Below are 24,093 nucleotides of genomic sequence, written 5' to 3'. Positions count from 1 at the left end.
CGGCGGCGGGTGTCTTCCACCGAGGAGTTCCGTCGCAACAGCGACAACTTCTGCTACCGGCATCCTGACCGGCAGAGCTTCGTGCTGTGCCAGCGGTGCATGCGTACCGTGTGCTCGGAATGCCGGACCCCCGCCGCCGTCGGCGTCATCTGCCCGGAGTGCATGGCCGAGCAGCGCGCCGCGCAGACGCCCGCGCAGAAGAAGGCCGAGCGCCGCTGGGCGTCGCGCCCGATGGCGATCGTCTCGAGCGACCGGCCCCGGATGACCCTCGGCATCATCGCCGTGACCGGGCTGGTCTACATCATCGGCCTGATCCCCGGGCTGGGCCCGGTGCTGACGAGCCTGTTCGCGTTCAACAGTCTCTTCCTGCTGCCGCAGGCCGGCGTCATCCAGCCCTGGCGCCTGGTCACCGTCGCCCTCGTGCACGACGGGTTCTTCCACGTCGGACTCAACATGCTGGCGCTGTGGTTCATCGGTCGCAGTCTCGAACCGCTTCTGGGACGCTGGCGCTTCCTCGCGCTCTACGTCATCGGCGCGATCGGCGGCTCGGTCGCCGTGGCCCTTCTCGCGCCCGGCGTGTGGACGGTCGGTGCATCCGGGGCGATCTTCGCGCTCTTCGGGGCGCTGCTCGTGATCGGTCGGCACATCGGCGCGGACATCCGCGTCATCGGCATCCTGATCGGGATCAACTTCGCCTGGCCGTTCGTGCTCGCCGGGTTCAACGCGATCGGGTCGGGCGACTTCGCCGCGTCCCTCGCGGCCGTGGGCATCTCGTGGCAGGCGCACCTGGGCGGTCTGCTCACCGGCGCCGTGATCGGACTGATCTACTCGCGCACACGGGCCGCGTCGCAACGCGGCCTGCAGACCGGACTCATGATCGCGTTCACGGTCGTGCTGCTGGCGCTTCTGGCGGTGCCGGCGATCGCGTACTTCTGACGGTTATCCACAGCCCCGTCCACAGGTGGGGATGAATTACACGCGTGTAAGTCAGCGCCACCGCGTGGTCATGAGGAAGCCGACGAAGGCGATGCCGAAGCCGATGACGAGGTTCCACGCGCCGATGCCGGGGATCGGGAACTGCGAGCCGCTGAGGTAGAACACCAGCACCCACACGAGGCCGACCAGCATGAGGCCGATCATGATGGGCAGGAACCACACCGGGTTCGGAGCTGCGTTTGCGTCGTTGCGCTCGGCGATCGGGTCTTCGCCTTTGCCAGTTCGAGCCATGCCGCACAGTCTAATGCTCAGGTGCCCGCGAACCCACGGAACTAGACTCTGCCCGTGCAGTCCGACACGCAGCCGCAGACCCGTCGAGGTCGCCGCCCCGCTCCCGCGCCGCGTCGTCGCATCTCGATCGTCGGCATCATCGGCGACCTGCTCGTCACCGCCGGCGTGCTCGTGCTGCTGTTCGTGGTGTGGCAGCTGTGGATCGGCGACGCGATCATCGGCGCCCAGTTCAAGGACGAGGGCAAGAGCCTGAGCGAGTCGTGGGCGGCCGACCCGCTCCCGCCGGCACCCACGTCCGGTACCGAGACCGCCGCCCCCGCACAGCCGACGGCCCCGCCGACGGCCGATCCCCCGGCTCTGCCGCAGCCGGGCGACGCGGAACGCTTCGGCGTCGTCCACATCCCCCGCTTCGGCGCGGACTACCAGTTCCCGCTCGCGGGCGGCGTGAGCTCGGCCCGCACTCTCGACCCGATCGGGCTAGGCCATTACCCCGACACGGCCATGCCCGGTCAGGTGGGTAACTTCGCCATCGCCGGCCACCGCGGCAGTCACGGGGCGCCGTTCGCCGACCTGCCGTCGCTGCACGTCGGGGACGCGGTCGTCGTCGAGACGCAGGACGGCTGGTACACGTATCGCTACCGCAACCTCGAGTACGTCCGCCCCGACGGCGTCAACGTGCTGCTGCCGCTGCCGCAGCAGCCCGAGATCGAGGCGACCGACCGCATCATCACCATGACCACCTGCAGCCCGCGCTACGGCTTCTCGGAGCGCGCGATCGCCTACGGCGTATTCGAGTCCTACACCCCGCGGACCGAGGCCGGTCCCCCCATGTCCCTCACCTCTGGAGCAGCCTGATGTACGGAGCCCTCTGGCGCATCCTCCCCGGTCCGTGGTGGGTGCGTCTGCTGATCATCCTGGTGCTGCTGGCCGCGGTGCTCTACGGACTGTTCTTCTACGTCTTCCCCTGGGTGAGCGACCTGGTCTACCCGTCGGAGGTCACGGTCGAGTGACCGCCTGGCGCGTCGCGGTCGTCGACAATCGCGACAGCTTCGTCCACACCCTCGCCGGCTACCTGCGCGACCTCGGAGCGGACACGGTGATGGTGTCGGCGGATGACCCCACGGTGACCGACCGGGTCGTCGCCGAGGCCGACGCGGTGCTCGTCTCACCGGGCCCCGGACATCCCGACGAGGCGGGCGAGTCCGTCCGCGTGGTGCGACGGGCTTTCGACGAGGGGATGCCGCTGCTCGGCGTCTGCCTGGGGCATCAGGCGATCGCGACCGCGTTCGGCGCGCGCGTCGACCACGCCCCCGAGCTGCTGCACGGCATCACGAGTGTCATCCGCCACGGCGGGGACGGGGTGTTCCGCGACCTGCCCGACGGTTTCGTCGCCACGCGCTACCACTCCCTGTCGGTCGTTGCCGAGACGCTCCCGCCCGAGCTCGAGGTCACGGCCCGGACCGACGGCGGTGTGGTGATGGGCCTGCGACACCGGCGGGCGCCGATCCAGGGCGTGCAGTTCCACCCCGAGAGCGTGCTCACCGAGGGCGGTCACAGGCTCCTGGGCCGGTGGTTGCAGGACGCCGGTCTGCCCGGCGCCGCCGCGCGTGGAGCGCGGCTGCACCCGCGGGGGTTCAGCTCCCCGAGCACACCGTCAGGGTGATCTCGCTGTGCACGGGCACCTCGCCCGGCGCGAGCGACTGGGTGATGACCGTGCGCTGCGCGGCGGCACGGCATCCGGGATCCTCCTGCGTCCGCACGGTCAGCTGCTTCTCGTCGGACTGAAGCTCTCGTTCGGCCGCCTCGAGGGTGTAGCCCGTGTAGTCCACGATGACGACCTGGCCGCTCGCGACGACGAGGTTGACCGTGGTGCCCTTGGCGACGTCGGTGCCGGCCTCGAGCGTCGACGAGATGACGGTGCCGGCGGCCAGGGCCGGGTCGTCCTGCCGGCGGATCGAACCGAGCGACAGCCCCGCCGTCTCGATGGCGGCGCGCGCCTCGCTCTCGGTGATCCCCTCGAGAGTGGGGACCTTGGCCGTGTCGGGGCCGGTCGAGACGTAGACGGTGACCTTCTGCCCGGCGGCGACGCTGGTGCCCGCTGCGGGGACGGTGTCGATGACATTGCCGGCCGCGATCTTCTCGTCGGACTCGTTGACGCGGCTGGCGGTCAGCTGCTCGGCCTCGAGGGTCTCGACGGCCCGCTCGTACGACATGTCGACGACGTTCGGAACGGCGAGGGATGCCGTGGGCACGTCGTCGGTCGGCTGGAACTGCATGACCCAGACGAACACCGCGACGAGAAGCACCGCGAGGACGCTGACGCCTCCCCAGATCCAGGCGACCGGCGGGCCGGGCTGCGTGCGCCGCATGGTGGTGTCGGTGCTGAGCTGGCGCAGCGAACGCGCCGTCTCGGCGGCCTGACGCGGATTGGGTCCGTAGAGCTCGTTCGACAGCGCCGACATCTGCCGCTTGGTCGGTGCCTTGCCGTCGATGGTCTCGTCGAGCGCCTCGCGGAAGCTCGCGGCATCCTGCGGGCGCTGGAACGGGTCCTTGGCGAGGGCGCGGAGGACGATGGCATCCAGGGCACGCGGAATCGTCTCGTCGATCTCGCTCGGCGGCACGGGCGCTTCGCTCACGTGCTGGTACGCGACGGCGACGGGAGTGTCTCCGCGGAAGGGCGTGCGCCCGGTGAGCAACTCGTAGAGCACGACGCCGGTGGAGTACAGGTCGGCGCGCGCGTCGACCGACTCGCCCTTGGCCTGCTCGGGAGAGAAGTACGCCGCCGTTCCGACGATGGCCGTGGTCTCGGCCACGGTGGAAGAGGAATCGGACACCGCGCGGGCGATACCGAAATCCATGACCTTCACCCGGCCGCCGTCGGTGATCATGACGTTTCCGGGCTTGATGTCGCGGTGCACGACACCGGCGCGGTGCGAGTACTCCAGAGCCTCGAGGATGCCGTCGACGTAGCGCAGCGCGTCGTCCGTGGGAACGGGACCCTCGGCGATGACGTCCTTGAGCAGACGTCCGTGCACCAGCTCCATGACGATGTACGGCACGGGTCGTTCGACCCCGTCGCGGCCCGTCTCGGCGTCCTCGCCCGCGTCGAACACGCGCACGATCGTGGGGTGCGCCATGCGCGACGCGGCCTGCGCTTCGAGGCGGAAGCGCGTGCGGAAGGCCGCATCGCCCGCGAGATCGCTCTTGAGGATCTTGATCGCGACGGTGCGCCCGAGAGTCTCGTCGTAGCCTCGGTAGACGCTCGCCATGCCGCCGCGACCGATGAGGTCGTCGACACGGTAGCGCCCCGAGAGGACGCGCGTCTCAGTGGTCACGAGAAGAACTCCTGGCGTAGAGGTGGATCAGGGACGGACGGGGGTGGCGGCGGCGCCGTTGCCCGTCGCCGACGGCGAGGGCGTGTTGCCACCGGTAATCGTCGCCGACGCTTCGCCCGACGGCCCGGCCTGGCGGTCGCCCGTGCCCGAGCAGCTGACGGTGTACGTCACCCGCAGGGTCTGACCCGCCGCGTTGCTTACCTTGAGCTGCGCGTTGCGGGCGTCGGGAGCGAACGCCGCGGTCGACTGACCATTGGTGTCGAAGGTGCCGTTGGTCGCCGTGAAGTTGTACGACGTGACCTGGCCGGTTCCGGACGGGCACGTGTACTGCTGCCACGACACCTGGATGTCGCTGCCGGCCGAGACCGAGGCACCCGGCAGGGTGGGCGTACCGGGGGTGGGCAGCTCGGTCTGGTTCGCGTAGGTGGTGACCGTGATCGTCGTACCCTCGTCGACGCGGCCCGTGGGGTTGACGTCGTAGATGAGACCGACGTCGTTCGCCGAGGTCGCCGCGTTTCCGACGCGGCAGTCCGCGACGAGGTTGTTCTCGTCGAGGATCGCCCGCGCCTCGTCGCAGGTCTTGCCCTGCAGGCCGAGCGAGCCGACCTCGACGCGCTGCGACGTCTGGGTGGGCGTCGGTGTCGGCGAGGACGGGGCGACGCTGGGCGTCGTCGCCGTCGGCGAGGCGCTGGTCGGCGCCGCATCCGGCTGGCCCTGGTTTCCCAGCAGCGTGAAGAGCGTGCCGCCCAGCACGAGCGCGAGCAGGACGATCAGCGCGATGAGCGGCCACGTCCAGGGGCTGCGCTTCTTCTTCTGCGGAGCCGGGTCCTCTTCGGTGTGCTCCTCGGTGAGGAGCGAGGTCGCGGCGGCAGCGGGCATGAGCCGCGTCGTCGCCGAGGTCTGACCCGCGGTGAGCAGCTGCGTGGCGTCGTCCACCGCGGCGGCTCCGGCGGCGACGGCGGGCACCGCGGCGGCCGCGGCAGCGAGGTCTCCGCGGCGCAGGGCCGTGGCGGCGCGCGAGACGGCTGCAGACGAGGCGGGGCGGTCCTCGGGTTTCTTGGCGATCATCGCCATCACGAGGTTCTGCACCGGCACGGCGACCGTGGGCGGCAGCGGGGCGGGCTGCTCGTTGATCTGCGCCATCGCGATCGCGACCTGCGATTCACCGGTGAACGGGCGCTTGCCGGCCAGGCTCTCGTACGCGACGATGCCGAGCGAGTACGTGTCGGTCGCGGGCGAGGCGGGGTGGCCCGACGCCTGCTCGGGCGAGAGGTACTGCACGGTGCCCATGACCTGGCCGGTCGCGGTGAGCGGCACCTGGTCGGCGATGCGGGCGATACCGAAGTCGGTGATCTTGACTCGGCCGTCGGGGGTGATCAGCAGGTTGCCGGGCTTGATGTCGCGGTGCACGAGACCCGCGGCATGGGCCGCCTGCAGGGCCGCGGCGGTCTGCGCGACGATGTCGAGCGTCTTGTCGGTCGACAGCGAGCCCTCGCGCTCGAGGATGGTCGAGAGGGCCTCGCCGGGCACGAGCTCCATGACGAGGAAGGCGCTGCCGTCCTCTTCGCCGTAGTCGAACACGCTCGCGATGCCCTCATGGTTGACGAGCGCGGCGTGACGGGCCTCGGCGCGGAAGCGCTCGAGGAAGCCCGGGTCGCCCATGTACTCGTCTTTGAGGATCTTGATCGCGACGGTACGTCCGATGACGTGGTCGGTCGCTTCCCAGACCTCGCCCATCCCGCCGATCGCGATCCGCGAATCCAGCTCGTAGCGTCCTCCGAAGGTCACACCCTGCGTCGGTCTCATTTGCTCAGCACCGCCTCCATGACCTTCTTCGCTATCGGGGCGGCGATCTCGTTGCCGCTCCCGTTCTGCCCCCGGCCCCCGCCGTTTTCGACGACCACGGCGACGGCGACCCGGGGGTCGTCCGCCGGTGCGAAGCCGGTGAACCAGAGAGTGTAGGGACGGGAATCGTTCTCCGCGGTGCCGGTCTTACCCGCCACTCGGACCCCGTCTATTGTTGCATTCGATGCCGCGCCGTCCTGGACGTTCGCCGTCATCATCGACACCATCTGCGCGGCGATGTCGGGCTCGAGAGCACGACCGAACTCGCTGTCCGCACCCTGGTCGGTGACCGACAGATCGGTGCCGATCACCCGGTCGACCATGCGCGGGTTCATCACCACACCGCCGTTGGCGATACCCGCCGAGACCATCGCCATCTGCAGGGGGGTCGCGCGCACATCGCCCTGTCCGAAGCCGCTCAGCGCGGTCTGCGGAGCGTTGGGCGAGGCGGGGTACGTGGATGCCGTGGACTGCAGCGGCATGGTGAAGGTGGCGTTGAAGCCGTACTTCTCGGCCTCGGCGCGGATCGCGTCGTCGCCGAGCTCGACCGCCAGCTCGGCGAAGGGGATGTTGCAGCTCAGACGCAGGGCCGTCGCGATGGTGACGGTCTCGCCCTCGCCGCACGCGCCGCCGCCGGCGTTGCTGACGACGTTCGTCGACTGCGGGAGGGTGTACGCCGCGAGATTGGGGAAAGCCGAGTCGGGCGTGTAGCGACCCGAGGCGAGCGCCGCCGACGCGACGACCAGCTTGAAGGTCGACCCGGGCGGGTTGAGGTCGCCCGCGATGGCGCGGTTGTCGAGGGGCTTCGACGAATCCGCGACGAGCTGGTCGTAGGCGGCGTCGACGCTCGCGGTGTCGTGCGAGGCGAGGGCGTTCGTGTCGAAGCTGGGCTTGGAGACCATCGCCAGGATGCGCCCGGTCGACGGCTCGATCGCGACGACCGCACCCTGCAGGTCGCCCAGGGCGTCCCACGCGGCTTTCTGCACGGTGGCGTCGACCGACAGTTCGACGTTCGAGCCGCGCGGGGCCTGACCGGTGATGGCGCGGTCGATGCGCGAGAAGAACTGGTTGGAGTCCTGGCCGCTGAGCACGCTGTTCTCGGCCTGCTCGATGGCGGTGCGCGAGTCGAGCACGGGGTTCATGTAGCCGGTCACGGGCGCCCACATCGCGGCATCCGTGTACTGCCGCTGCCAGCTGTAGACGTCGTCGGACGGGACGGACTGCGCGATGGGCGTGCCGCTGGCGATGATGGATCCGCGCTGCACCTCGTACGAGTCGTAGAGCGCGCGGGTGTTGCCCGAGGTGTTGGTCAGGGCGTTGGCCTGGACCACCTGGATGATGCTCGTCGAGGCGAACAGCGCCAGGAACATCGCCAGCATGACGATGCTGAGGCGTCGGAGCTCTTTGGTCACGGTGCCTCCTCGCGGATCGGGGTGACGGCGGGTGCGGTCGGTCGGGTCATCAGCCGATCACCACCCGGGGGCGGCTGCGCACGGCATCCGAGATTCTGAGCAGGAAGGCCACGATGATCCAGTTCGCGATCAGCGACGAGCCTCCGGCGGCCAGGAACGGGGTGGTCAGACCGGTGAGCGGGATGACGCGGGTCACCCCGCCGACCATGATGAACACCTGCAGGGCGATCGTGAACGAGAAGCCGGTCGCGAGCAGCTTGCCGAAGTCGTCCTGCCCTGCCAGGCCCACGCGGATCCCGCGGCTGGTGAAGACCATGTACAGCGCGAGGATCGCGAAGAGGCCCACCAGGCCGAGCTCTTCTCCGAGGCTGGGCACGATGTAGTCGCTCTGCGACAGGGGCGTGATGTACGGCCGGCCCTGGCCGAGACCCGTGCCGAACAGACCGCCGTGCGACAGGCCGAAGATGCCCTGCACCAGCTGGTAGCTGCCGCCGTCGCGGTCGATCACCTCGGGGTCGAAGGCGTTGAGCCAGTTGGCGAAACGCCCGTTGACGTAGGGGAGGAACCGGGATGCCAGGAACGCACCGCTCGCCACCAGCACCAGGCCGATCAGCACCCAGCTGGTCTTGCCGGTCGCGACGTACAGCATCGCGACGAACATGCCGAAGATGAGCAGGCCCGTGCCGAGGTCGCGCTGCAGCACGATGATGCCCAGCGAGACGAGCCAGATGATGAGCACCGGACCGAGCTCGCGCGCACGCGGCCACGTCATGAAGAGGAAGCGCGTCCCGGTCGAGGTGAGGCTCTCGCGCGTGCGGACCAGGTAGCCGGCGAAGAAGATGGCCAGGCAGATCTTGGCCAGCTCACCGGGCTGGAACGACACGAAGCCCAGCGACACCCACACGTCGGCGTTCTGGTCGGTCCCGAGGCCCGGCACGAAGGGCAGCAGGAGCAGCAGGATGCCGACCAGGCCGAACAGATAGGTGTAGCGGAACAGCACGCGGTAGTTGCGGACGAAGATCAGCACGGCCAGGGCCGCGACCATCGCGATCGCCGCCCAGGCGATCTGGCGGTGGCCGGTGGCATCCCACCCCGTCGACTGCTCGGCAAGGTCGATGCGGTAGATCATCGCGATGCCCAGACCCGTGAGGACGGTGGCGATCGGGAGGACGAAGGGGTCGGCGTCGCGCGCGCGCAGGCGCAGCACCACGTGCGTGATCAGCGCGAGGACCGCCGGCACAGCCGCCAGCGTGAGGAAGCCGGTCTCGACCGCTCCCGTCGCACCGAGCTGCACGAGGACGACCGCGCCCGCGTAGACGGCGATCGCGAAGACGAGCAGGCCCAGCTCGCGGTTGCGCTGCTTCGCGGGGACGCGGATCTTCTTGAGCGCGCGCATGACGGCCGTGTCGGTGGACACGGCATCCGAGGATCGGGTCAGCTTCTGGTCTGTCATCCGCTTCCCTCCGCCGTGGGCCGCAGCCGATCGACGATCTGCTCGGCGTCGCTGAGCGAGCGCGCCGAGATGGTGGCTTCGACCGTCTGACGGTCGAAGGCCGACAGGTCGGCGAGCACGATGTCGGTGTCCTCGTAGACGTTCGACAGCGAGATCGGACCGATGGACTGCTGGATGCCGCGGTAGATCACGACCGAGTCGTCGTCGGCGCCGACGTAATACCGCGTCTGCGTCCAGTTGTAACCCGCGAACAGGCCCGCTCCGATGCCGATCAGCACGACCAGCAGCGCGGCGAGCCAGCCGAAGCGTCGGCGGCGGGCGCGTCGGCGGTCCTCTTCGATGAGCTCCTCGAGGAACTCGGCGGCGGGCTCGAAGTGCGTGGGCTCGTTCGCGACCTGGCGCGCGTGGTGCAACCAGTTGGATCGACCGGGGCGTGCGGCGGGAACGACGACGCCGCTCGGATTCGACGCCGATCCGACGATCGTGGGGGTGCCGATGAACACGGGATGCTGGCCGCCCACATCGACCAGGACGACGGTGACGTTGTCGGGGGCTCCGCCGTCGAGCGCCTGCTTGAGCAGGGCATCGGCGGTTCGGGCCGGGGGCATGCCCAGGGCGAGGGTCTTGGCGGTGTGGTCGTCGTCGACGACGCCCGAGAGGCCGTCGGAGCACAGCAGCCAGCGGTCGCCGTCCTGTGTCGGCATGATGAAGCTGTCGACCTCGGGGTCGGGATCCATGTCGCCGAGCACGCGCATGAGCACCGAACGGCGGGGGTGATACCGCGCCTCTTCGGGGGTGATGCGACCGGAGTCGACCAGACGCTGGACGAACGTGTGATCGGCGGTGATCTGCGTCAGCGTGTCGTCGCGGTACAGGTAGATGCGCGAGTCGCCGATGTGGCCGATGACGGCGTAGTCGTCGACCATCACCAGCGCGCTGACCGTGGTGCCCATGCCCGCGAGTTCGGGACGGCGCGCGACGGTGTCGATCAGCTCGGCGGCCGTGTCGGCCAGGGCGTCGCGGATGGCGTGCTCGGCCTGGGCCGGCGTGCCGAACGGCTGGTCGAGGTCGGTGAGCCGGCCGATCGCCAGGCTCGAGGCGACGTCACCGCCGGCGTGACCGCCCATGCCGTCGGCGACCACGAAAAGATTGGACCCGGCATAGCCGGAGTCCTGGTTGTTGGAGCGCACCTTGCCCGTATGGGAGATGGCGGCGCTCGAGCCCTGGAAGACCATGGAGGAGGGTTACTTCCTCAACTCGAACGTCGTCGCGCCGACCTTGATGGGTGCACCCACCTTCACCTGCACCGGGGCCGCGACACGGACGCCGTCGTGCGAGGTGCCGTTGGTGGAGTCGAGGTCCTGCAGCATCCACTGGTCTCCCCACAGCACGAGACGGGCGTGGTGGCTGGAGGTGTAGTCGTCGCGGATAACCAGTCCCGACTCGCTCGAGCGCCCGATCGTGAGCGGCTCGGTGCCGAGCGGCAGCTCGAGGCCCGCCTTGGGGCCGCTGGTGATGACGATGCGTGACACGGCCGACGTCGTGGCGAGACCGCCCACGGGGGCGGGGGCGGGGGCGGCGGGACGCTTGACCTGCGTGGTGACCGCGTCGGGCGACGCGGTGGGGGCGGCCGCCGCCGGAGCGGGGGATGCCGCCGGCTCGGGGAGCTTGCGCACCTTGACGCCGAACAGGTCGGCGCGCAGCGAGTAGACCACCCCGAACACGAAGAACCAGAGCAGCACGAGGAACCCGCCCTGCAGAAGAAGAAGAGTCAACGGACTCATGACTGGGGTCCCCGTTCCCGGACGTCGAAGATGCGCGTGGCGTCGGACGCCGACGGGCGCCGCGGCGGCTGCGCCTGAGCCACCACACGGAACACGATATTGGTGCGGCCGATCGAGATCGTCGAATCGGGCGGCAGAGCGGCCTCGGAGACCTTGCGGCCGTTGAGGGTGGTGCCGTTGGTCGAGCCGAGGTCGCGGACCATCGCGCGCTCGCCGTCCCACAGGATCTCGACGTGCTTGCGGCTGGTGCCGGCGTCGGGGATGGTGATGTCGGCGTCGCTCCCGCGGCCGATGACCGTGCGCGCACCGGTGAGGGGATGCCGCGTGCCGTCGATGTCGACGACACCTCGCCACGCGATGCGACCCTCGGTGGTCTGCGAGTCGACGCGCAGCGTGCCGGTCGACAACGACGAGTCGCGCTCGATCGAGATGGCCACGGGGCCCGCGAACGAGTAGCCCTGCGTGCGCGCGTGCTTCTTGACGAGCGTGTCGAGCTCGGACACCAGGGTCGAGCCCAGCGCGCTCATCTTCTCGTCGTCGGCGGGGGAGAGGCGCACGCTGAAGGTGTTGGGCGCCAGGATGCGGTCGCGCGTGACGACCACGGCCTTCTTGTCGAGCTCACTGCGCAGCGCAGAAGCGATCTCCACCGGCTGGATGCCACTGCGGAAGGTCTTCGCGAACGCACCGTTGACGGCGCGTTCGAGACCTTTCTCGAAACTGTCGAGTAGCCCCACGAGACTCCTTCAGGCAGGCAGACCAGTAGGCACATCGTAGTCAGCACGCCTGGACAGGTCATGGAAGGGGGCTTTCGGGCCCGCGTTTCGTGGTGGGGTCGTGGCCGTGATATTCTCGGGAAGTTGAGTTCGTGGCATCCGTGCCGTGACTCGCGCGAGTGGCGGAATAGGTAGACGCGCTGGCTTCAGGTGCCAGTGCCCGCAAGGGCGTGGGGGTTCAAGTCCCCCCTCGCGCACAGCAAGACGAAGGCCCCGGGTTCTCCCGGGGCCTTCGCTTTTTCGCAGGACCGGAGGGTCCCCCACTCATGGGGCGTCGGGCGGCGCGGGGTGTTCCGCCGGTCCTGCGAGTCAGGGTGAGTCGGATGCTCTCGTCGAGCCGGCACGGCGACGCCCGGCCCGCCGCTGAGCGCGAGGGCGCGAGCTCACTCAGCTTCGCGTTCGGACAGCCTCGGTGAAGGGAGCAGCCGTGACGGTCGCGATGGAGGGGATGGGCACCCCGGCCAATTGCCGCCGGATCGTCGGCTTGTCGAGTTTCCCTGCTCCGTTGCGAGGAACGAGATCCACGACGATGAGCCGCGAGGGCAATTTGTAGCGAGCGATGCGGCCGGAGAGGAACTCTCGGATCTCTTCGAGGGTGAGGGGTTTTGCACGGAATGCGACCACTGCGCAGACGGCTTCACCCCACCGGTCGTCAGGAACCCCGATCACGGCGACGTCGGCCACGGCGGGATGCGAGTTCAAGACGTTCTCGACCTCCGCGGGGTAGACGTTCTCGCCACCTGAGATGACCATGTCCTTCAAGCGGTCCACGATGAAGATGTACCCCTCTTCGTCCATGTAACCCAGGTCCCCGGTGCGGAACCACCCGTGCTCCGAGAAGGCGGCGGCGGTTGCCTCGGGATTGTTCCAGTAGCCGGGCGAGACGTTCGGTCCGCGTACCCACAACTCACCCGAGACGCCGGGTTCCGCGATGGGTTCGAGGGATGCCGGGTCGACCACCTTCACCTGGGTGTAGGGCATCTGGATCCCGCACGACCCGAGCTTCTCGGTGGTCCGGGAGGCCTCGAGATAGGTCGAGAACGGCGAGGTCTCCGTCAGTCCCCATGCCTGTTGGATCAGGACGCCCTTGTCGACATAGCGGGAGATCAGCGCCGGCGGGACCGGTGCACCGGCGGCGATGGTGGAGCGCAGCGCACCGAGGTCGGCTTCGGCGAATTCGGGCTCGCGCTCGATACTGGCGAGCATCGCCGGCACGAGGAACATGCTCGTCACGCGGTACTTGACGAGGTCCCGGACGGCTTGTGCGGGCTGGAATGCGCGCCGCACGATGAGCGTGCCACCTCGGGTCAGGGTCCGAAGCGCGAGCGCGTTGAACCCGCCGATGTGGAAAAGCGGAGCAGCGGCGAAGCACACGTCTCCGAAGCGCGTGTCCACGACGGTGTCCACGTTGACCCAGTTCCACCAGAGATTGCCGTGCGTGAGCATCACACCTTTGGCTCGACCAGTCGTCCCCGACGTGTAGAGCAGGGCGGCCAAGTCGTCATCGTTCCGAGAAGTCATCTCGGGCGCGGTCGCACCGCTCGCGCTGTAGTCGCCGTACGAGCCCCACACGTCGCTGGAGTACTCGGCCGCCGGCGTGTGCTCGTCGTCGTCGACCACGAGGGCGCGAACGAGTCCGAGTCGATCCACGAACGGGTCGATGACCGCTGCCTGCAGAGGCTCGGAGACGAGCACGCTGGGCTGGGCGTCCTCGAGCACCGCGCGTGTCTCAGGCGCCGCCAATCGGAAGTTGAGGGGTACGAACGCTGCTCCCACCCATGTGGCGGCGAAGAACGTCACGAAGAAGGTGAGGCTGTTGTGACCCGCGTAGGCCACGCGTTCGCCCGGCCCCACCTTGTCCTCACTCAAACTCGCCGCCAGCCGCTCGATGAGACCGTACAACTCGGAGTACGACACGTCGCGTCCCTCGTAGACGATGGCGGTCAGGCTGGGGTGGGCTTTGGCCAGCCGGCGGATCTGTGCGGTGGCGCTGATATCGACTTTGCTCAAGGCTCGTCTCCTCTTCGAGAGCTGAATCGGCCACGTCGAGCGTGCCGCAGACGCGCCAGGCGCATATCGACCCGTGCCATTCTGCGGCACGGAGCCTGCCGGGACACCCGGGGGGACGGCACCTTTGACAGCGGGGCTCGTGCTGCCGCAGCCGCGAGGCCCACGGCACTCGGCCGAACGCAGCTGCGAGGAAGGTGCGATGAATGGCGATCTCGGCGTCCACGGAGGAACTGGCCGACAGCTTTCAGAATTTCGCCGCACGGCGCGGGTTCGACGACATCGTGGTCACCCTGGGCCTGCAGCCTCACGCCGCGGACGGGACGAGTATCGCTTTCTCGCTGCCGCTGCGTGAGCCGGTCGCGCAGGCGAGCGGCATGTTCTCTGCCGCCGCGCTCTTCGGAGCAGCGGACATCGCCGGCACGTTCCTGGCAATGCAGAGCTACGACGACCAGGGATTGTTCCCGCTCGCGGTGCAGTCGAGCCAGAACTTCTTGAGCAATTCGAAGGCGGAGTTCGCTGTCGCCACGGCGCGCATGCTGCGTGCCGGTGGATCCGTCGCAGTGACCGAAGTGGCCGTGGCGGACTCCGCCGGAAAGCTGCTGATGAGCGCCACCTTCACCTACGTGCTGTCTCGTCGCGTCGTCGGCCGCTGACGCTGTCAATCAAAGGAGGAAAACATGACTCAGGCTCTCGTCTGCATGTCGCACAGTCCACTACTGGAGTTCACCGACCCGCCTGCTGACGTCAAGGACGCCGTCGCGGGAGCTTTTGAAGAGGTGCAGCGATTCGCCCGGGACTTCCGCCCCGACATCATCGTGAACTTCGGCCCCGACCATTACAACGGCTTCTTCTACGACCTGATGCCGCCGTTCTGCATCGGATACGAGGCGTACGGGACGGGGGACTACGACTCGTGGGACGGTCCCATCGCGGTGCCCGGTCAATTGGCGGAGGACCTGGCCGCGCACGTCATCGCGAATGACATCGACACCGCGATCTCGCGCCGGATGGAGGTCGATCACGGGGCCGTCCAACCGACCGAGATCATCTTCGGGGGGCTCGACGTCGTCCCCATGGTGCCGATCTTCGTCAACTCCGTCTCGAGACCGTTCGCGAAGGTCTCGCGCGTCCGAAAGTTCGGGCAGGCTGTCGGTGAATTCTTCCGCGATCGCGACGAACGTGTCCTCTTCATCGGCTCCGGCGGGTTGTCGCACGATCCGCCGGTTCCGCAGATCGCCACGGCGACCCCGGAGCAGCGCGAATTCCTGACGGTCGGCCGCCACCCCACGCCCGAGGCGCGCGCCGCCCGGCAGCAACGAACGATCGACACCGCGGTCGCGTTCGCCAAGGGCGAGGCGGACATCATGGAGCTGAATCCGGAATGGGACCGCGCGTTCCTCGATGTCGTCCGCTCCGGTGACGTCGCCGGTTTCGACGCCTACGCCGCGGACGACATGGACCGGGTGGCGGGCCATTCGTCTCACGAGATCCGGACGTGGGTCGCCGCATACTCCGCCCTGCGCGCGTGCGGACCGTACGAGCTCGGCTATGAGTTCTACCGACCCATCAAGGAGTACATCGCCGGTTTCGCCGTGACGACCGCTGTCCTGAAGGATCCCCTGTCGCGTCGGTCCTGAGACGGCGCTCAGAGAGGAAGAAAAGAAGAGGCCCCGATCCGCGGATCGGGGCCTCTTCTTTTGGAAGACTTGGAGAAGCTCAACCGACGCCGTGCGAGCGCAGGAAGCGCCCCACGACCTCATTGAAGTCCTCGGCGCGCTCGACCTGCGACCAGTGGCCGCACTGGCTGAAGATGTGCGCATCGGCGTGAGGGATCGTGTTGACCAATTCCCACGTCCGGCTCACCGGGATGACGGCATCCTGGGTCCCGTGGATCAGCAGTACCGGAACGGCGAGACGTGCGAGGACGTCGAAGTCCAGGGGGAGTGCGGTGCGGTCCCGGTCGCGGGCGGCCACCACTTCGACGAGTCGCGACGAAGCGGTGTCGTTCAGCGCGGAAGCGTAGCGGAGCGCCACCAACTCATCTGTGACCAGCGTCTTGTCGACGACGAAGAGCTCGAGGGTCTGCCGCACGCCCTCGGGCGTGAGGACCGGCGACGAATGCCCTTGGAGCGCGGCCGTCAGCTTGGCACCGCCCGTTCCCATCGAGACGATCCCGGCGACGCGCTCGGGGAAGTCGATGGCGAACTGGAAGGCCAGCCACCCACCGAGGGAGTTGCCGACGATCCACGTCTTCTCGATGCCCAGAGCGTCGAGAACTCGGACGGCGTGACGCACCCACTCACGGATCCCGTACTCGGTGCCTTCGGCGACGACGGTCTGCCCGTAGCCGATCGAATCGATCGCGATACAGCGCCCGAGCTCGGACAGTTCCGGGAGGTTGAGCCACCAGTTCGCAGCGGCCGTGACGCCCGTCCCGGAACCGTGCAGGAACAGGATCGGTGTACCCGTGCCCAGCTCGTGGTAGTGCGTCAGCTCGCCGGGGGCCGTCTCGACCCAGCGGTCCTCGAGGCCGAAGAAGGCGTCGGTGGTGTAGTCGGGAGCGATGGTGTCGGTCATTTCACTCTCCTCGGTCGCGCGCGGCGATCATGTCCAGCGCGATGTCGGTGATCAGATCTTCCTGCCCGCCGATGAGGCGACGATTGCCCACCTCGACGAGGATGTCGCGGGTGTCGACTCCGAAGCGACTGGCCGCGCGTTCCGCGTGCCGGAGGAAGCTGGAGTAGGCGCCGGCGTATCCGACCGAGAGGGTCTCGCGATCGACCTGGACGGGGCGGTCCTGCAGCGGACGGATGAGATCGTCGGCCGCGTCCTGAAGGGCGAAGAGATCGGCTGCAACGTCCCAACCCTGCAGTTTCGCCACCGCAGTGAACGGTTCGATCGGGGTGTTGCCCGCCCCTGCGCCGTGGCCGGCGAGCGAAGCATCGACTCGATACGCGCCCGCCTCTACCGCGACAACGGAGTTCGCCACCGCGAGGGACAGATTCTGGTGCGCGTGGATGCCGATCTGCGTCGATTCGTCGAGCACCTCGCGGTAGGCGAGGACGCGCTGCCTCACGCCGTCCATCGTCAGACGGCCGGCGGAATCGGTGACGTAGACGCAGTGGGCGCCGTAGGACTCCATGAGCTTCGCCTGCTGCGCGAGCGCGGCCGGCTCGGCGAGATGGCTCATCATGAGGAAACCCGAAACGTCCATCCCCCATTCGCGGGCCGCCCCGATGTGCTGCGCGGCAACGTCGGCCTCGGTGGAGTGCGTCGCGATGCGTACGCTGCGAACGCCGAGGTCGAATGCTCGCCGCAGGTCCTCGAGCGTTCCGATGCCCGGCAGGAGCAGGGTCGTGAGGACGGCGTTCTTCACGCTCGCCGCGACCGCTTCGATCCACGCGACGTCACTGTGGGACCCGGGACCGTAGATCAGCGAGCTCCCCGCCAGACCGTCGCCGTGAGAGATCTCGATCGCGTCGACGCCGGCCGCGTCGAGCGCCGAGGCGATCTCGGCGGCCTTGGCCGGCGAGATCTGGTGTCGGATGGCGTGCATGCCGTCTCGGAGTGTGACGTCCTGCAGATAGATCTTCGTCATGCGACGGCCTTTCCCGTCTCGGAGCGGAGGGCGATGCGCTCCGCGGTGCGCAGTGCTGCGCTGGTCATGATGTCGAGATTGCCCGCGTACTCGGGGAGATACATGGCGGCTCCTTCGACCTCGAGGAAGACGGACACGCGCGTGTAACCCTCGGTCTGCACACGCGTGTCCGGAACGAGAACGCCGTACTCCGCGCCTTCGTCCAGGAACTGGACGCTCTGCTTGAGCCGGTAGCCGGGGACGTAATCCGCAACCTCGGAGACGCGTGTCACCACCGCTTTTTCGATGGCCGCCTTCGTCTCGTCATCGAGGCGTGAGGTGAGAACCTGCACCGTGTCGCGCATGATCATCGGTGGTTCCGCCGGATTCAGGACGATGATCGCCTTGCCACGTGCCGCTCCTCCGACGGCTTCGATGGCGGAGGACGTCGTCTCTGTGAACTCGTCGATGTTCGCCCGAGTTCCCGGCCCGGCGGACTTGGACGCGATCGAGGCGACGATCTCGCCGTAGTGCACGGGCGTGACGGAGCTGATGGCCGCGATGATCGGAATCGTCGCCTGGCCGCCGCACGTGACCATGTTGACGTCGGGGGCGTCCACGTGCTCGTCGAGATTCACTGCCGGAACCACGTAGGGTCCGATGGCCGCGGGTGTGAGGTCGATGAGCTTCTTTCCGAGAGGAAGGAGTTTCTCGGCATTCTTCTTGTGGGCAGATGCGCTCGTCGCGTCGAAGATGATCTCGATCTCGTCGAATTGGGGGCTGGCGATCAATCCGTCCACACCCTCGGACGTCGTTTCGACACCGAGGCGGCCGGCTCGCGCGAGACCGTCCGAGGCGGGGTCGATCCCCACCATGACGCCCATTTCGAGCGCGCTGGACAGGCGCATGACCTTGAACATCAGATCGGTGCCGATGTTCCCGGAGCCGATGATGGCTACCTTCGCCTTTGTCATGATTACTCCTTCAGTGGAATGTCAGCGAGGACGTGCGGCTGCTCGAGGACCCAGCCGGGTTCCACGACGAGCAGTGAGAATGAGCCGGCTCGGGTCTCGACGTCGACGACGTAGCGGAACCCGGCCTCCTCCGCCCACGCGATGGCGGGAAGATCCTGCTCCGGGACGGGCAGCACCACGCGACGACACCGTTCGTCCGCGGCGAGGATCGCGGCCGCCAACCCGGCGACTGCAGCGGGCGAGGGCGAGCCCTCGACCACGAGTTCTCGATCGTGCGTTCCGGCCGGATAAGCGAGGGCGAGTTCTCCCTCGCGGGCCCGCCGCACCTGGATCCGGGCGGGTTCGCCGTCGGTGCCCGGTACGACCACGACCCCGTCGGAGCTCGGGGGGACCGGGGATGTCATAGGTCGTCGCCTCCCGCCGCGGTGGCGAAGCCTCGGACCCCGATGCCTCCGTCGGCATTGACGATCGCCCCGGTGACGGTGCCGGCTTCACGGCGCGAGCCGAGATAGACGTACGCGCCGGTGGAATCGACGGGATCCGTGCTGGCATCGTGCAGCGGGATCCACATGTTCGTTCCTGCCTGGCCGTCTCGCTTCGCGAACGACTGCTCGATGGAACGCTGCGACATGCCCGCCGCCGCCGGGCCGCGCAGGTCGGTACGGAGGCCACCGATGGCCACGCCGTTGACGCGCACCTTGGGAGCGAGCTCGTACGCCAGCTGGGCCACCAGCCCTCTCGCCGCGTGCTTCGCGGCGGTGTACACGGCGCCGCCCCCGGCGGGGTAGAACGCGGCGTTCGAGAGCGTCATCACGATGCTCCCCCTCGCAGCAACCAGCGCGCGCCACGCGGCCGAAACCGTGAGCAGGTATCCCTTGACGTTGATGTCGAACAGTTCGTCGTAGATCGACTCGATCTCATCCGGCGTCGTGCGGGTGATCGACCGGTTGAAATCCCAGATCCCCGCGTTCGGCACCAGGACGTCCAGGGAGCCGAATCGGTCGACTGTCGCCTGTACGGCGGCGTTCAGATCCGCCGTGGATCGCACGTCCCCGACCAGCGGGAGAATGCGATCGCCGTCGATTCCCGCCGCATCGACGGTCTGCTGCAATCGCTTCGCGTCGCGTCCGAAGATCGCGACGCCCTTCGCGCCTTCACGCAGATAGCGCAGGGCCACCGCCTGGCCGATTCCCGAGCCGGCCCCCGTGATGAGGGCGGCGTCGCCGTCCAGCCATCCCTTTGTCGTCATGTGACAGCCCAATTCAGAAGAAGGTCGAGATGTTCTTCATGAGAAGAACGTTCTGATCGAAGAGGATCGTGCGTTTGACAACCTCGAATCCGTGAACGCCGCTGGGGCGCAGCACGTCGTTGCGGCCGCCGGCGTAGATGTCCACCTCGGTGTGGAGCCGGTTGCGGTAGACGATGAAGGCGCTGCGCACCTGCAGCAGATCGTCGCTGCGCTGCCGGACCGAGACATTCGAAACGAGGTGACGCGTTCGGCTGGGCGGGTCTTCAGCCCAGGCCATGCCCGAGTCGTACCGACGGATGCGCCACGCGAGTGAGTCTCGAGTTTCGTCGTAGAACGCGGATTCGCCTGGCGCGGCGATGGACAGGGCCTGCTGCCGTCGGAGCCTGTTCGAGCGGATGGGCGCCCAGTAGTGCAGGTCCTCGGCGAGCATCTCCATCCAGTCTGCGAACCGCCCGTCGTCGAGGAACTCCGCCTCGAGGTTGTAGAACTGCGTGACTTCGAAGTGGGTCTGGATATCGGCGAGCTTCATCCCGTCGACTTCGTCGTCGAGGATGCTCGTCGACGAAGCGGTCGCCCCGTTCATCGTCGACGGATTCAGTCGGAAAGAATCGGTCATTTCTTCATCCCATCCCGCTCATCAGTGGGGTTCAATCACGCGTTCCGCGTCTTGGCACGCTCGGCGCGCAGCATGCTGCGGAGAGCGAAGGACGGGTCGGCGAGGTCGGACGCGACGACGGGGATTCGCTGGTCGATGATGCGGCGCGCAGCGCGGACGGTGTTGTTGTCGTCGATGGCGGCGACGCCGACGAGAAGACCCTCGTCGACGAGGAACACCGCCGGATGCACGCCGGGTCGGACGACGAACTCGCCGTCACCGTGCAGTCGTCCGGATGCCTCCAGGTGGATGCCGTGCCGATCGGACCAGAACCAGCTCGCGCCGCGAACCGGCAGGTCCACGCCGAGCATGGCGTGCGCCGCGTGCTGTCCGCTCAACTGGGCGGCTTCCCAGTGCTCCTCCCGCCGGTGCAACACGCCGCGGCTGTCTCGGAGTCGCGCCACGTCTCCCGCGGCGAACACCGAGGGGACGCTCGTCCGATAGTGCTCGTCCACCAGGATTCCCCCGTCCGTCTCCAGTCCGGCCGCCGCCGCGAGTTCGATGTTCGGGACCAGCCCGACACCGACGACGACGAGTTCGGCGGGGATGACCGAGCCATCGTCGACGACGACCGTCATGGCCTCGCCATCCGTCTCGATGCGTTCGGTGAGTCCGGTCACGACCCGGATCCCGCGAAGGCTGTGCATGGCGTGCAGATGCGAAGCGAGGAGAGAGCCGATGACGGGCTGCAGAGGAGTCTCGGCCGGGTCGATCAACGTCACGTCTGCTCCGTGGAGGTGCAGCGCGGATGCCAGCTCGGCTCCGATGAGCCCCGCGCCGATCACGGCGACGCGCGTGCCGCTTCTGACGTGCGCGCGGATCGCCGCCGCGTCATCGAAAGTCCGCAGCGTGCGCACGCCGGGCAGGTCGGCGCCGGGAACGGTCAGCGACCGTGCGCGTCCGCCGATCGCCAGGAGAAGCGTGTCACCCTCGACGACCTCGCCGTTCTCCAGCGTCACGGTCACGGAAGCGGCGTCGATGGCCTCGACAGCTTGACCGAAGCGCGTGTCGATCCCCGCCTGCGACAACTTCTCGGGGCTCGAGAAGGCGAGGTCCTCGAGCGAGAAGTCGTTCGCGAAGAGCCGTTTGCTCAGCGGAGGACGGTCATACGCCGCCGGTTCCGCGTCCACCAACGTGACCGGCGCCTCGTGCCCGAGTGACCGGAGAGTCTGGGCGGCGCTGAAACCGGCGAGGCCGGCGCCGACGATCACCACCCGACCGGCGTCGCGAGGAAAGGACATCACGCGATCCGATCGGGGCGCGGGATCAGTCGGATGTCGTCGCCGTCGATCACCAGACGATGGCAGGCGACATCCTCCGTCGCGGGCATCGACAGCACCTCGCCGTTCTTGAGGCAGAACTTGCCCGCGTGCAACGGGCACTCGACCACACCAGCGTCGATCCAGCCCTCGGACAAAGAGGCGTCTTCGTGCGAGCACGTGTCGTCGAGAGCGAAGAACTCTCCGCCATCGTTGAAGATCGCGATGTCGTCGACGGTCCCCGCGACGGCGGCGTCGATCTTGATGGCTTCTCCGTCGGGTACCTCATCGGTCCGTGCGACGACGATTCCTTCGGTCATTGTTCGGCCTCCTCGTGCCACGCCGGAGTGTTCATGAGCTCGGCCCACCGCTTGTAGAAGCGACGGCCGGCGGCGTCGCTGTACAGCTCGCTCGTGGAGCCGGGGTGCACGCCGTCCTCGGCTTCGGTGCCGATGCCCATCTGGTAGTTGAGAGGGACGGTGTTCGTGCGCCACCCGTGGGATATCGACTGGATCTCACTCCAGTTCTCGCCGTCATCCTGTTCGAAGATCCCCGAGGGACCGAAGGTGCGCAGGTTGTAGAGGCGCTGAGCCGTGCGCACCTCCTCGGGCATGGACTTGTCGAGAACCGTCCACGCCCACACCTCCATCTCGTCAGGGCCTTTGGGATGCCAGACGCGGATCGAGCCGTTGACGGGGAGGTAGGAGAAGTTCGGGAAGATCGTGGCGTGGCCGGTCGTCATGGGACCCTCGACGCGGGCCGCGCCGAGCCGCTCGCGCATAGCGGCGTAGTCGTAGTGCTTGTGGACCGGGCCCGCGTCGAATCGGCTCTTCGGGTGCACCGGGAAGCCGGTTCCATTGCCCCGATCGTCGGAGTACTGACGTCCGGCGGTGTTGGCGATCTCGGCTTTCGGACCCTTCCCCGTCGGCGAGAGCACCATGAGGGCGGACGCGTGCGACATGTTCACGTGGTACCAGTCCGTCCCGAACTGCTCCGCGGCCAGCTTCCAGTTGCCCTTCAGCACCCACTTCGTGATCCCGCCCACGACGGTGGTGCCTTCGGAATCGCGGTCGAGGAACGCCTCCAGGTACCACTTCATGTCCCCCAACTGCTCGTCGAGCGGCGGCGCCTTCGGGTTCCAGGTGGCGAAGATCAGGCCGAGCACGGTATCGAGCTGGGCTACCTCGAGGAGGCCCCACTCGTCGCGGTTCCAGAGTTCCTGCGAGTAGCCGACCTCGTTGGGGACGCTGATGAGTTTGCCTTCGAGGTCGTAGGACCATCCGTGATAGGTGCAGGTGAAAGCGCGCGTCGAACCGTAGTCGGCCCGGAGTACTCGCGCCCCGCGGTGACGGCAGGAGTTCAGGAACGCACGGATGCGACCGCTCTTGTCCTTGGTCACGATGACCGGGTCCTCGCCCATGAACGTGGTGAAGAAGTCGCCCGCCTTGAGCAGCTGGTCCACATGGCCCAGGAACAGCCAGCTCGACGCGAACACCCGCGCCTGCTCCTGCTCGTAGAGACGGCGGTCGGTGAAGATCGCCCGGTCGATCAGACCGTGATCCGTGTCGATCAGGGACGACACGTCGATGCGGGGGGCGAAGCCGTGCGGCCGACAGATGTCTCCGGTCACGAGCCCTGGTCGTTGGCCTTCCTCGGTGCTGGGCAGCCGTTCAATCGTCATCGTTCACCTTCCTTGAGTGCGGAGCGGTACGTGGACCGAGACCGGCGCCAGGCCGGGAGCGCTCGCCTGGTAGACCGAGCCGGGAGTGAGCGGTACGGCCGCGGCGACCGCCCCCGCGAGTACGACGTCTCCCGCGCGGAAGCGCTCTCCGTAGGCGCCGATTGCGCGCGAGAGCCATTCGAGTGCCGTCAGCGGGTGGCCGAGTACGGCGGAACCGGGTCCGCTCGCCACCACGTCGTCGTCCCGGGTCATCGTAATGATCGCGTCGGGGAGGGCATCGAGGACGTCGACCGAAGCCGAGGTGAACGCGCCGTAGGCGATCCGCGCGCACGACGCGTTGTCCGCCACGGTGTCGACGAGGCTGATTCGCCAATCGACGACCCGGGAGTCGATGATCTCGATCGAGCAGGCCACTCCTGCGATGGCGGCGCGCAGCTCCTGCGGGTCGGGAGCGAGCCCGAGATCTTCGCCGATCAGGAAAGCGAACTCGGCCTCCGCGCGCGGCGCGATCAGACGCGACGCATCCCATTGCTCGCCCTCACGGATCACCATCGCATCGGTGACGACCCCGAAGTCGGGCTGATCGACCCCGAGTTGCTTCTGCATCGCGAGCGACGTCAAGCCGATCTTGTGTCCCACGCCGCTCTCTCCGGCGTCGAGGCGCTTCCTGATGTTCACCGCCTGCACCTCGTACGCCTCGGCGAGCGTCAGGCCGTCCCGCAGCGTCGAGGGCGGGGGGACGGCGATGCCGCTGAGCTCCGCCTCGCGAAGCGCCTCAGCGAGCGCGGGGATCCCGTACGGTTCGTCGGTTCCTGAAGATGTCACGGGTCGATAGTGCGCCGGAGCAGGTGACGCTGCG

The 24,093-nt window shown here is 68.1% G+C and carries 25 protein-coding genes and 1 tRNA gene; 7 read left to right on the top strand and 19 right to left on the bottom strand.

All coding sequences use genetic code 11. The annotated features are described in order from the left end of the window. Positions 1-9 precede the first annotated feature (9 nt). A complete protein-coding gene (locus DC432_RS03990; RefSeq protein WP_243393022.1) occupies positions 10-936 on the top strand; it encodes a rhomboid family intramembrane serine protease in 927 nt (308 codons plus the stop codon). Between the two features lie 51 nt (positions 937-987). Here the strand turns inward: DC432_RS03990 and DC432_RS03985 are convergent, their stop codons facing one another. Next, positions 988-1,227, bottom strand: coding sequence for a cell division protein CrgA (locus tag DC432_RS03985; protein WP_108317377.1), 240 nt, complete (start codon positions 1,225-1,227; stop codon positions 988-990). Positions 1,228-1,281: 54 nt separating this feature from the next. On the opposite strand from DC432_RS03985, the gene DC432_RS03980 reads away from it, so the two are divergent. The 3 genes from DC432_RS03980 to DC432_RS03975 are packed head-to-tail and all read left to right on the top strand — an operon-like array spanning position 1,282 to position 2,890. Next, the gene (locus DC432_RS03980; protein WP_116536779.1) at positions 1,282-2,082 is read left to right on the top strand and encodes a class E sortase; all 801 of its coding nucleotides are present in this window, start codon (positions 1,282-1,284) and stop codon (positions 2,080-2,082) included. After that, positions 2,082-2,237: a hypothetical protein gene (locus DC432_RS16335; RefSeq protein WP_165801172.1), complete on the top strand. Its 156-nt coding sequence runs from the start codon at positions 2,082-2,084 to the stop codon at positions 2,235-2,237. The genes DC432_RS03980 and DC432_RS16335 overlap by 1 nt, the downstream gene beginning before the upstream one ends. Then, the gene (locus tag DC432_RS03975; protein WP_116536778.1) at positions 2,234-2,890 is read left to right on the top strand and encodes an anthranilate synthase component II; all 657 of its coding nucleotides are present in this window, start codon (positions 2,234-2,236) and stop codon (positions 2,888-2,890) included. Before DC432_RS16335 ends, DC432_RS03975 begins: the two co-directional genes overlap by 4 nt. Here the strand turns inward: DC432_RS03975 and pknB are convergent. From pknB to DC432_RS03940, 7 genes are read right to left on the bottom strand one after another with little or no spacing between them, the layout of a single operon-like run. After that, positions 2,862-4,562 (bottom strand): Stk1 family PASTA domain-containing Ser/Thr kinase, encoded by a 1,701-nt coding sequence (gene pknB / locus DC432_RS03970; RefSeq protein WP_116536777.1) that lies wholly within the window; start codon positions 4,560-4,562, stop codon positions 2,862-2,864. The genes DC432_RS03975 and pknB overlap by 29 nt on opposite strands. A 27-nt stretch (positions 4,563-4,589) precedes the next feature. Then, the gene (locus tag DC432_RS03965; RefSeq protein ID WP_116536776.1) at positions 4,590-6,368 is read right to left on the bottom strand and encodes a serine/threonine-protein kinase; all 1,779 of its coding nucleotides are present in this window, start codon (positions 6,366-6,368) and stop codon (positions 4,590-4,592) included. After that, complete coding sequence (locus DC432_RS03960; protein WP_116536775.1) at positions 6,365-7,819, bottom strand: peptidoglycan D,D-transpeptidase FtsI family protein; 1,455 nt, start codon at positions 7,817-7,819, stop codon at positions 6,365-6,367. The genes DC432_RS03965 and DC432_RS03960 overlap by 4 nt, the downstream gene beginning before the upstream one ends. 49 nt (positions 7,820-7,868) lie before the next feature. Next, positions 7,869-9,272 (bottom strand): FtsW/RodA/SpoVE family cell cycle protein, encoded by a 1,404-nt coding sequence (locus DC432_RS03955; protein WP_116536774.1) that lies wholly within the window; start codon positions 9,270-9,272, stop codon positions 7,869-7,871. Next, on the bottom strand, positions 9,269-10,507 hold the full coding sequence (locus DC432_RS03950; protein ID WP_108317384.1) for a PP2C family protein-serine/threonine phosphatase: 1,239 nt from the start codon (positions 10,505-10,507) through the stop codon (positions 9,269-9,271). Before DC432_RS03950 ends, DC432_RS03955 begins: the two co-directional genes overlap by 4 nt. Positions 10,508-10,516: 9 nt before the next feature. Next, positions 10,517-11,056, bottom strand: coding sequence for an FHA domain-containing protein FhaB/FipA (locus DC432_RS03945; protein WP_116536773.1), 540 nt, complete (start codon positions 11,054-11,056; stop codon positions 10,517-10,519). Then, positions 11,053-11,790: an FhaA domain-containing protein gene (locus tag DC432_RS03940; protein ID WP_108317555.1), complete on the bottom strand. Its 738-nt coding sequence runs from the start codon at positions 11,788-11,790 to the stop codon at positions 11,053-11,055. The genes DC432_RS03945 and DC432_RS03940 overlap by 4 nt, the downstream gene beginning before the upstream one ends. Before the next feature lie 152 nt (positions 11,791-11,942). Between DC432_RS03940 and DC432_RS03935 the strand changes: the two genes are divergently transcribed. Continuing rightward, positions 11,943-12,026 (top strand) — tRNA-Leu (locus DC432_RS03935). A gap of 190 nt (positions 12,027-12,216) precedes the next feature. Here the strand turns inward: DC432_RS03935 and DC432_RS03930 are convergent. Next, positions 12,217-13,929: an acyl-CoA synthetase gene (locus DC432_RS03930; protein WP_207770737.1), complete on the bottom strand. Its 1,713-nt coding sequence runs from the start codon at positions 13,927-13,929 to the stop codon at positions 12,217-12,219. 113 nt (positions 13,930-14,042) lie between these two features. Between DC432_RS03930 and DC432_RS03925 the strand changes: the two genes are divergently transcribed. Then, entirely contained in the window at positions 14,043-14,492 is a 450-nt protein-coding gene (locus DC432_RS03925) for a PaaI family thioesterase (RefSeq protein WP_116536771.1), read from the top strand. A 24-nt stretch (positions 14,493-14,516) separates the two neighbouring features. Next, positions 14,517-15,476 (top strand): 3-carboxyethylcatechol 2,3-dioxygenase, encoded by a 960-nt coding sequence (locus DC432_RS03920; RefSeq protein WP_116536770.1) that lies wholly within the window; start codon positions 14,517-14,519, stop codon positions 15,474-15,476. Between the two features lie 79 nt (positions 15,477-15,555). Here the strand turns inward: DC432_RS03920 and DC432_RS03915 are convergent, their stop codons facing one another. Genes DC432_RS03915 through DC432_RS03870 form a run of 10 tightly spaced genes read right to left on the bottom strand, consistent with a single transcriptional unit; the run spans position 15,556 to position 24,059 of the window. Then, positions 15,556-16,416, bottom strand: a complete 861-nt coding sequence (locus DC432_RS03915; RefSeq protein WP_116536769.1) for an alpha/beta fold hydrolase — start codon at positions 16,414-16,416, stop codon at positions 15,556-15,558. 1 nt (position 16,417) lies between these two features. Next, positions 16,418-17,437, bottom strand: coding sequence for a 4-hydroxy-2-oxovalerate aldolase (gene dmpG / locus DC432_RS03910; RefSeq protein WP_116536768.1), 1,020 nt, complete (start codon positions 17,435-17,437; stop codon positions 16,418-16,420). Beyond that, a complete protein-coding gene (locus DC432_RS03905) occupies positions 17,434-18,390 on the bottom strand; it encodes an acetaldehyde dehydrogenase (acetylating) (RefSeq protein ID WP_116536767.1) in 957 nt (318 codons plus the stop codon). The genes dmpG and DC432_RS03905 overlap by 4 nt, the downstream gene beginning before the upstream one ends. Before the next feature lie 2 nt (positions 18,391-18,392). Beyond that, the gene (locus DC432_RS03900; RefSeq protein ID WP_116536766.1) at positions 18,393-18,794 is read right to left on the bottom strand and encodes a hypothetical protein; all 402 of its coding nucleotides are present in this window, start codon (positions 18,792-18,794) and stop codon (positions 18,393-18,395) included. Continuing rightward, entirely contained in the window at positions 18,791-19,639 is an 849-nt protein-coding gene (locus tag DC432_RS03895) for an SDR family NAD(P)-dependent oxidoreductase (RefSeq protein WP_116536765.1), read from the bottom strand. The genes DC432_RS03900 and DC432_RS03895 overlap by 4 nt, the downstream gene beginning before the upstream one ends. Positions 19,640-19,652: 13 nt before the next feature. Then, positions 19,653-20,255: an aromatic-ring-hydroxylating dioxygenase subunit beta gene (locus tag DC432_RS03890; protein WP_243393020.1), complete on the bottom strand. Its 603-nt coding sequence runs from the start codon at positions 20,253-20,255 to the stop codon at positions 19,653-19,655. 35 nt (positions 20,256-20,290) lie between these two features. Further along, positions 20,291-21,535 (bottom strand): NAD(P)/FAD-dependent oxidoreductase, encoded by a 1,245-nt coding sequence (locus DC432_RS03885; protein ID WP_116536764.1) that lies wholly within the window; start codon positions 21,533-21,535, stop codon positions 20,291-20,293. After that, a complete protein-coding gene (locus DC432_RS03880) occupies positions 21,535-21,873 on the bottom strand; it encodes a non-heme iron oxygenase ferredoxin subunit (protein WP_116536763.1) in 339 nt (112 codons plus the stop codon). The genes DC432_RS03885 and DC432_RS03880 overlap by 1 nt, the downstream gene beginning before the upstream one ends. Then, the gene (locus tag DC432_RS03875) at positions 21,870-23,183 is read right to left on the bottom strand and encodes an aromatic ring-hydroxylating dioxygenase subunit alpha (RefSeq protein WP_243393019.1); all 1,314 of its coding nucleotides are present in this window, start codon (positions 23,181-23,183) and stop codon (positions 21,870-21,872) included. Before DC432_RS03875 ends, DC432_RS03880 begins: the two co-directional genes overlap by 4 nt. Before the next feature lie 54 nt (positions 23,184-23,237). Beyond that, a complete protein-coding gene (locus DC432_RS03870) occupies positions 23,238-24,059 on the bottom strand; it encodes a 2-keto-4-pentenoate hydratase (protein ID WP_116536761.1) in 822 nt (273 codons plus the stop codon). Positions 24,060-24,093: the final 34 nt, after the last annotated feature.

The organism is Microbacterium testaceum, assembly GCF_003075375.1.
Taxonomy (GTDB): Bacteria; Actinomycetota; Actinomycetes; order Actinomycetales; family Microbacteriaceae; genus Microbacterium; species Microbacterium testaceum_E.
The sequence above is the reverse complement of the archived record's forward strand: the minus strand, read 5'-3'. Positions and strand labels throughout refer to the sequence as shown.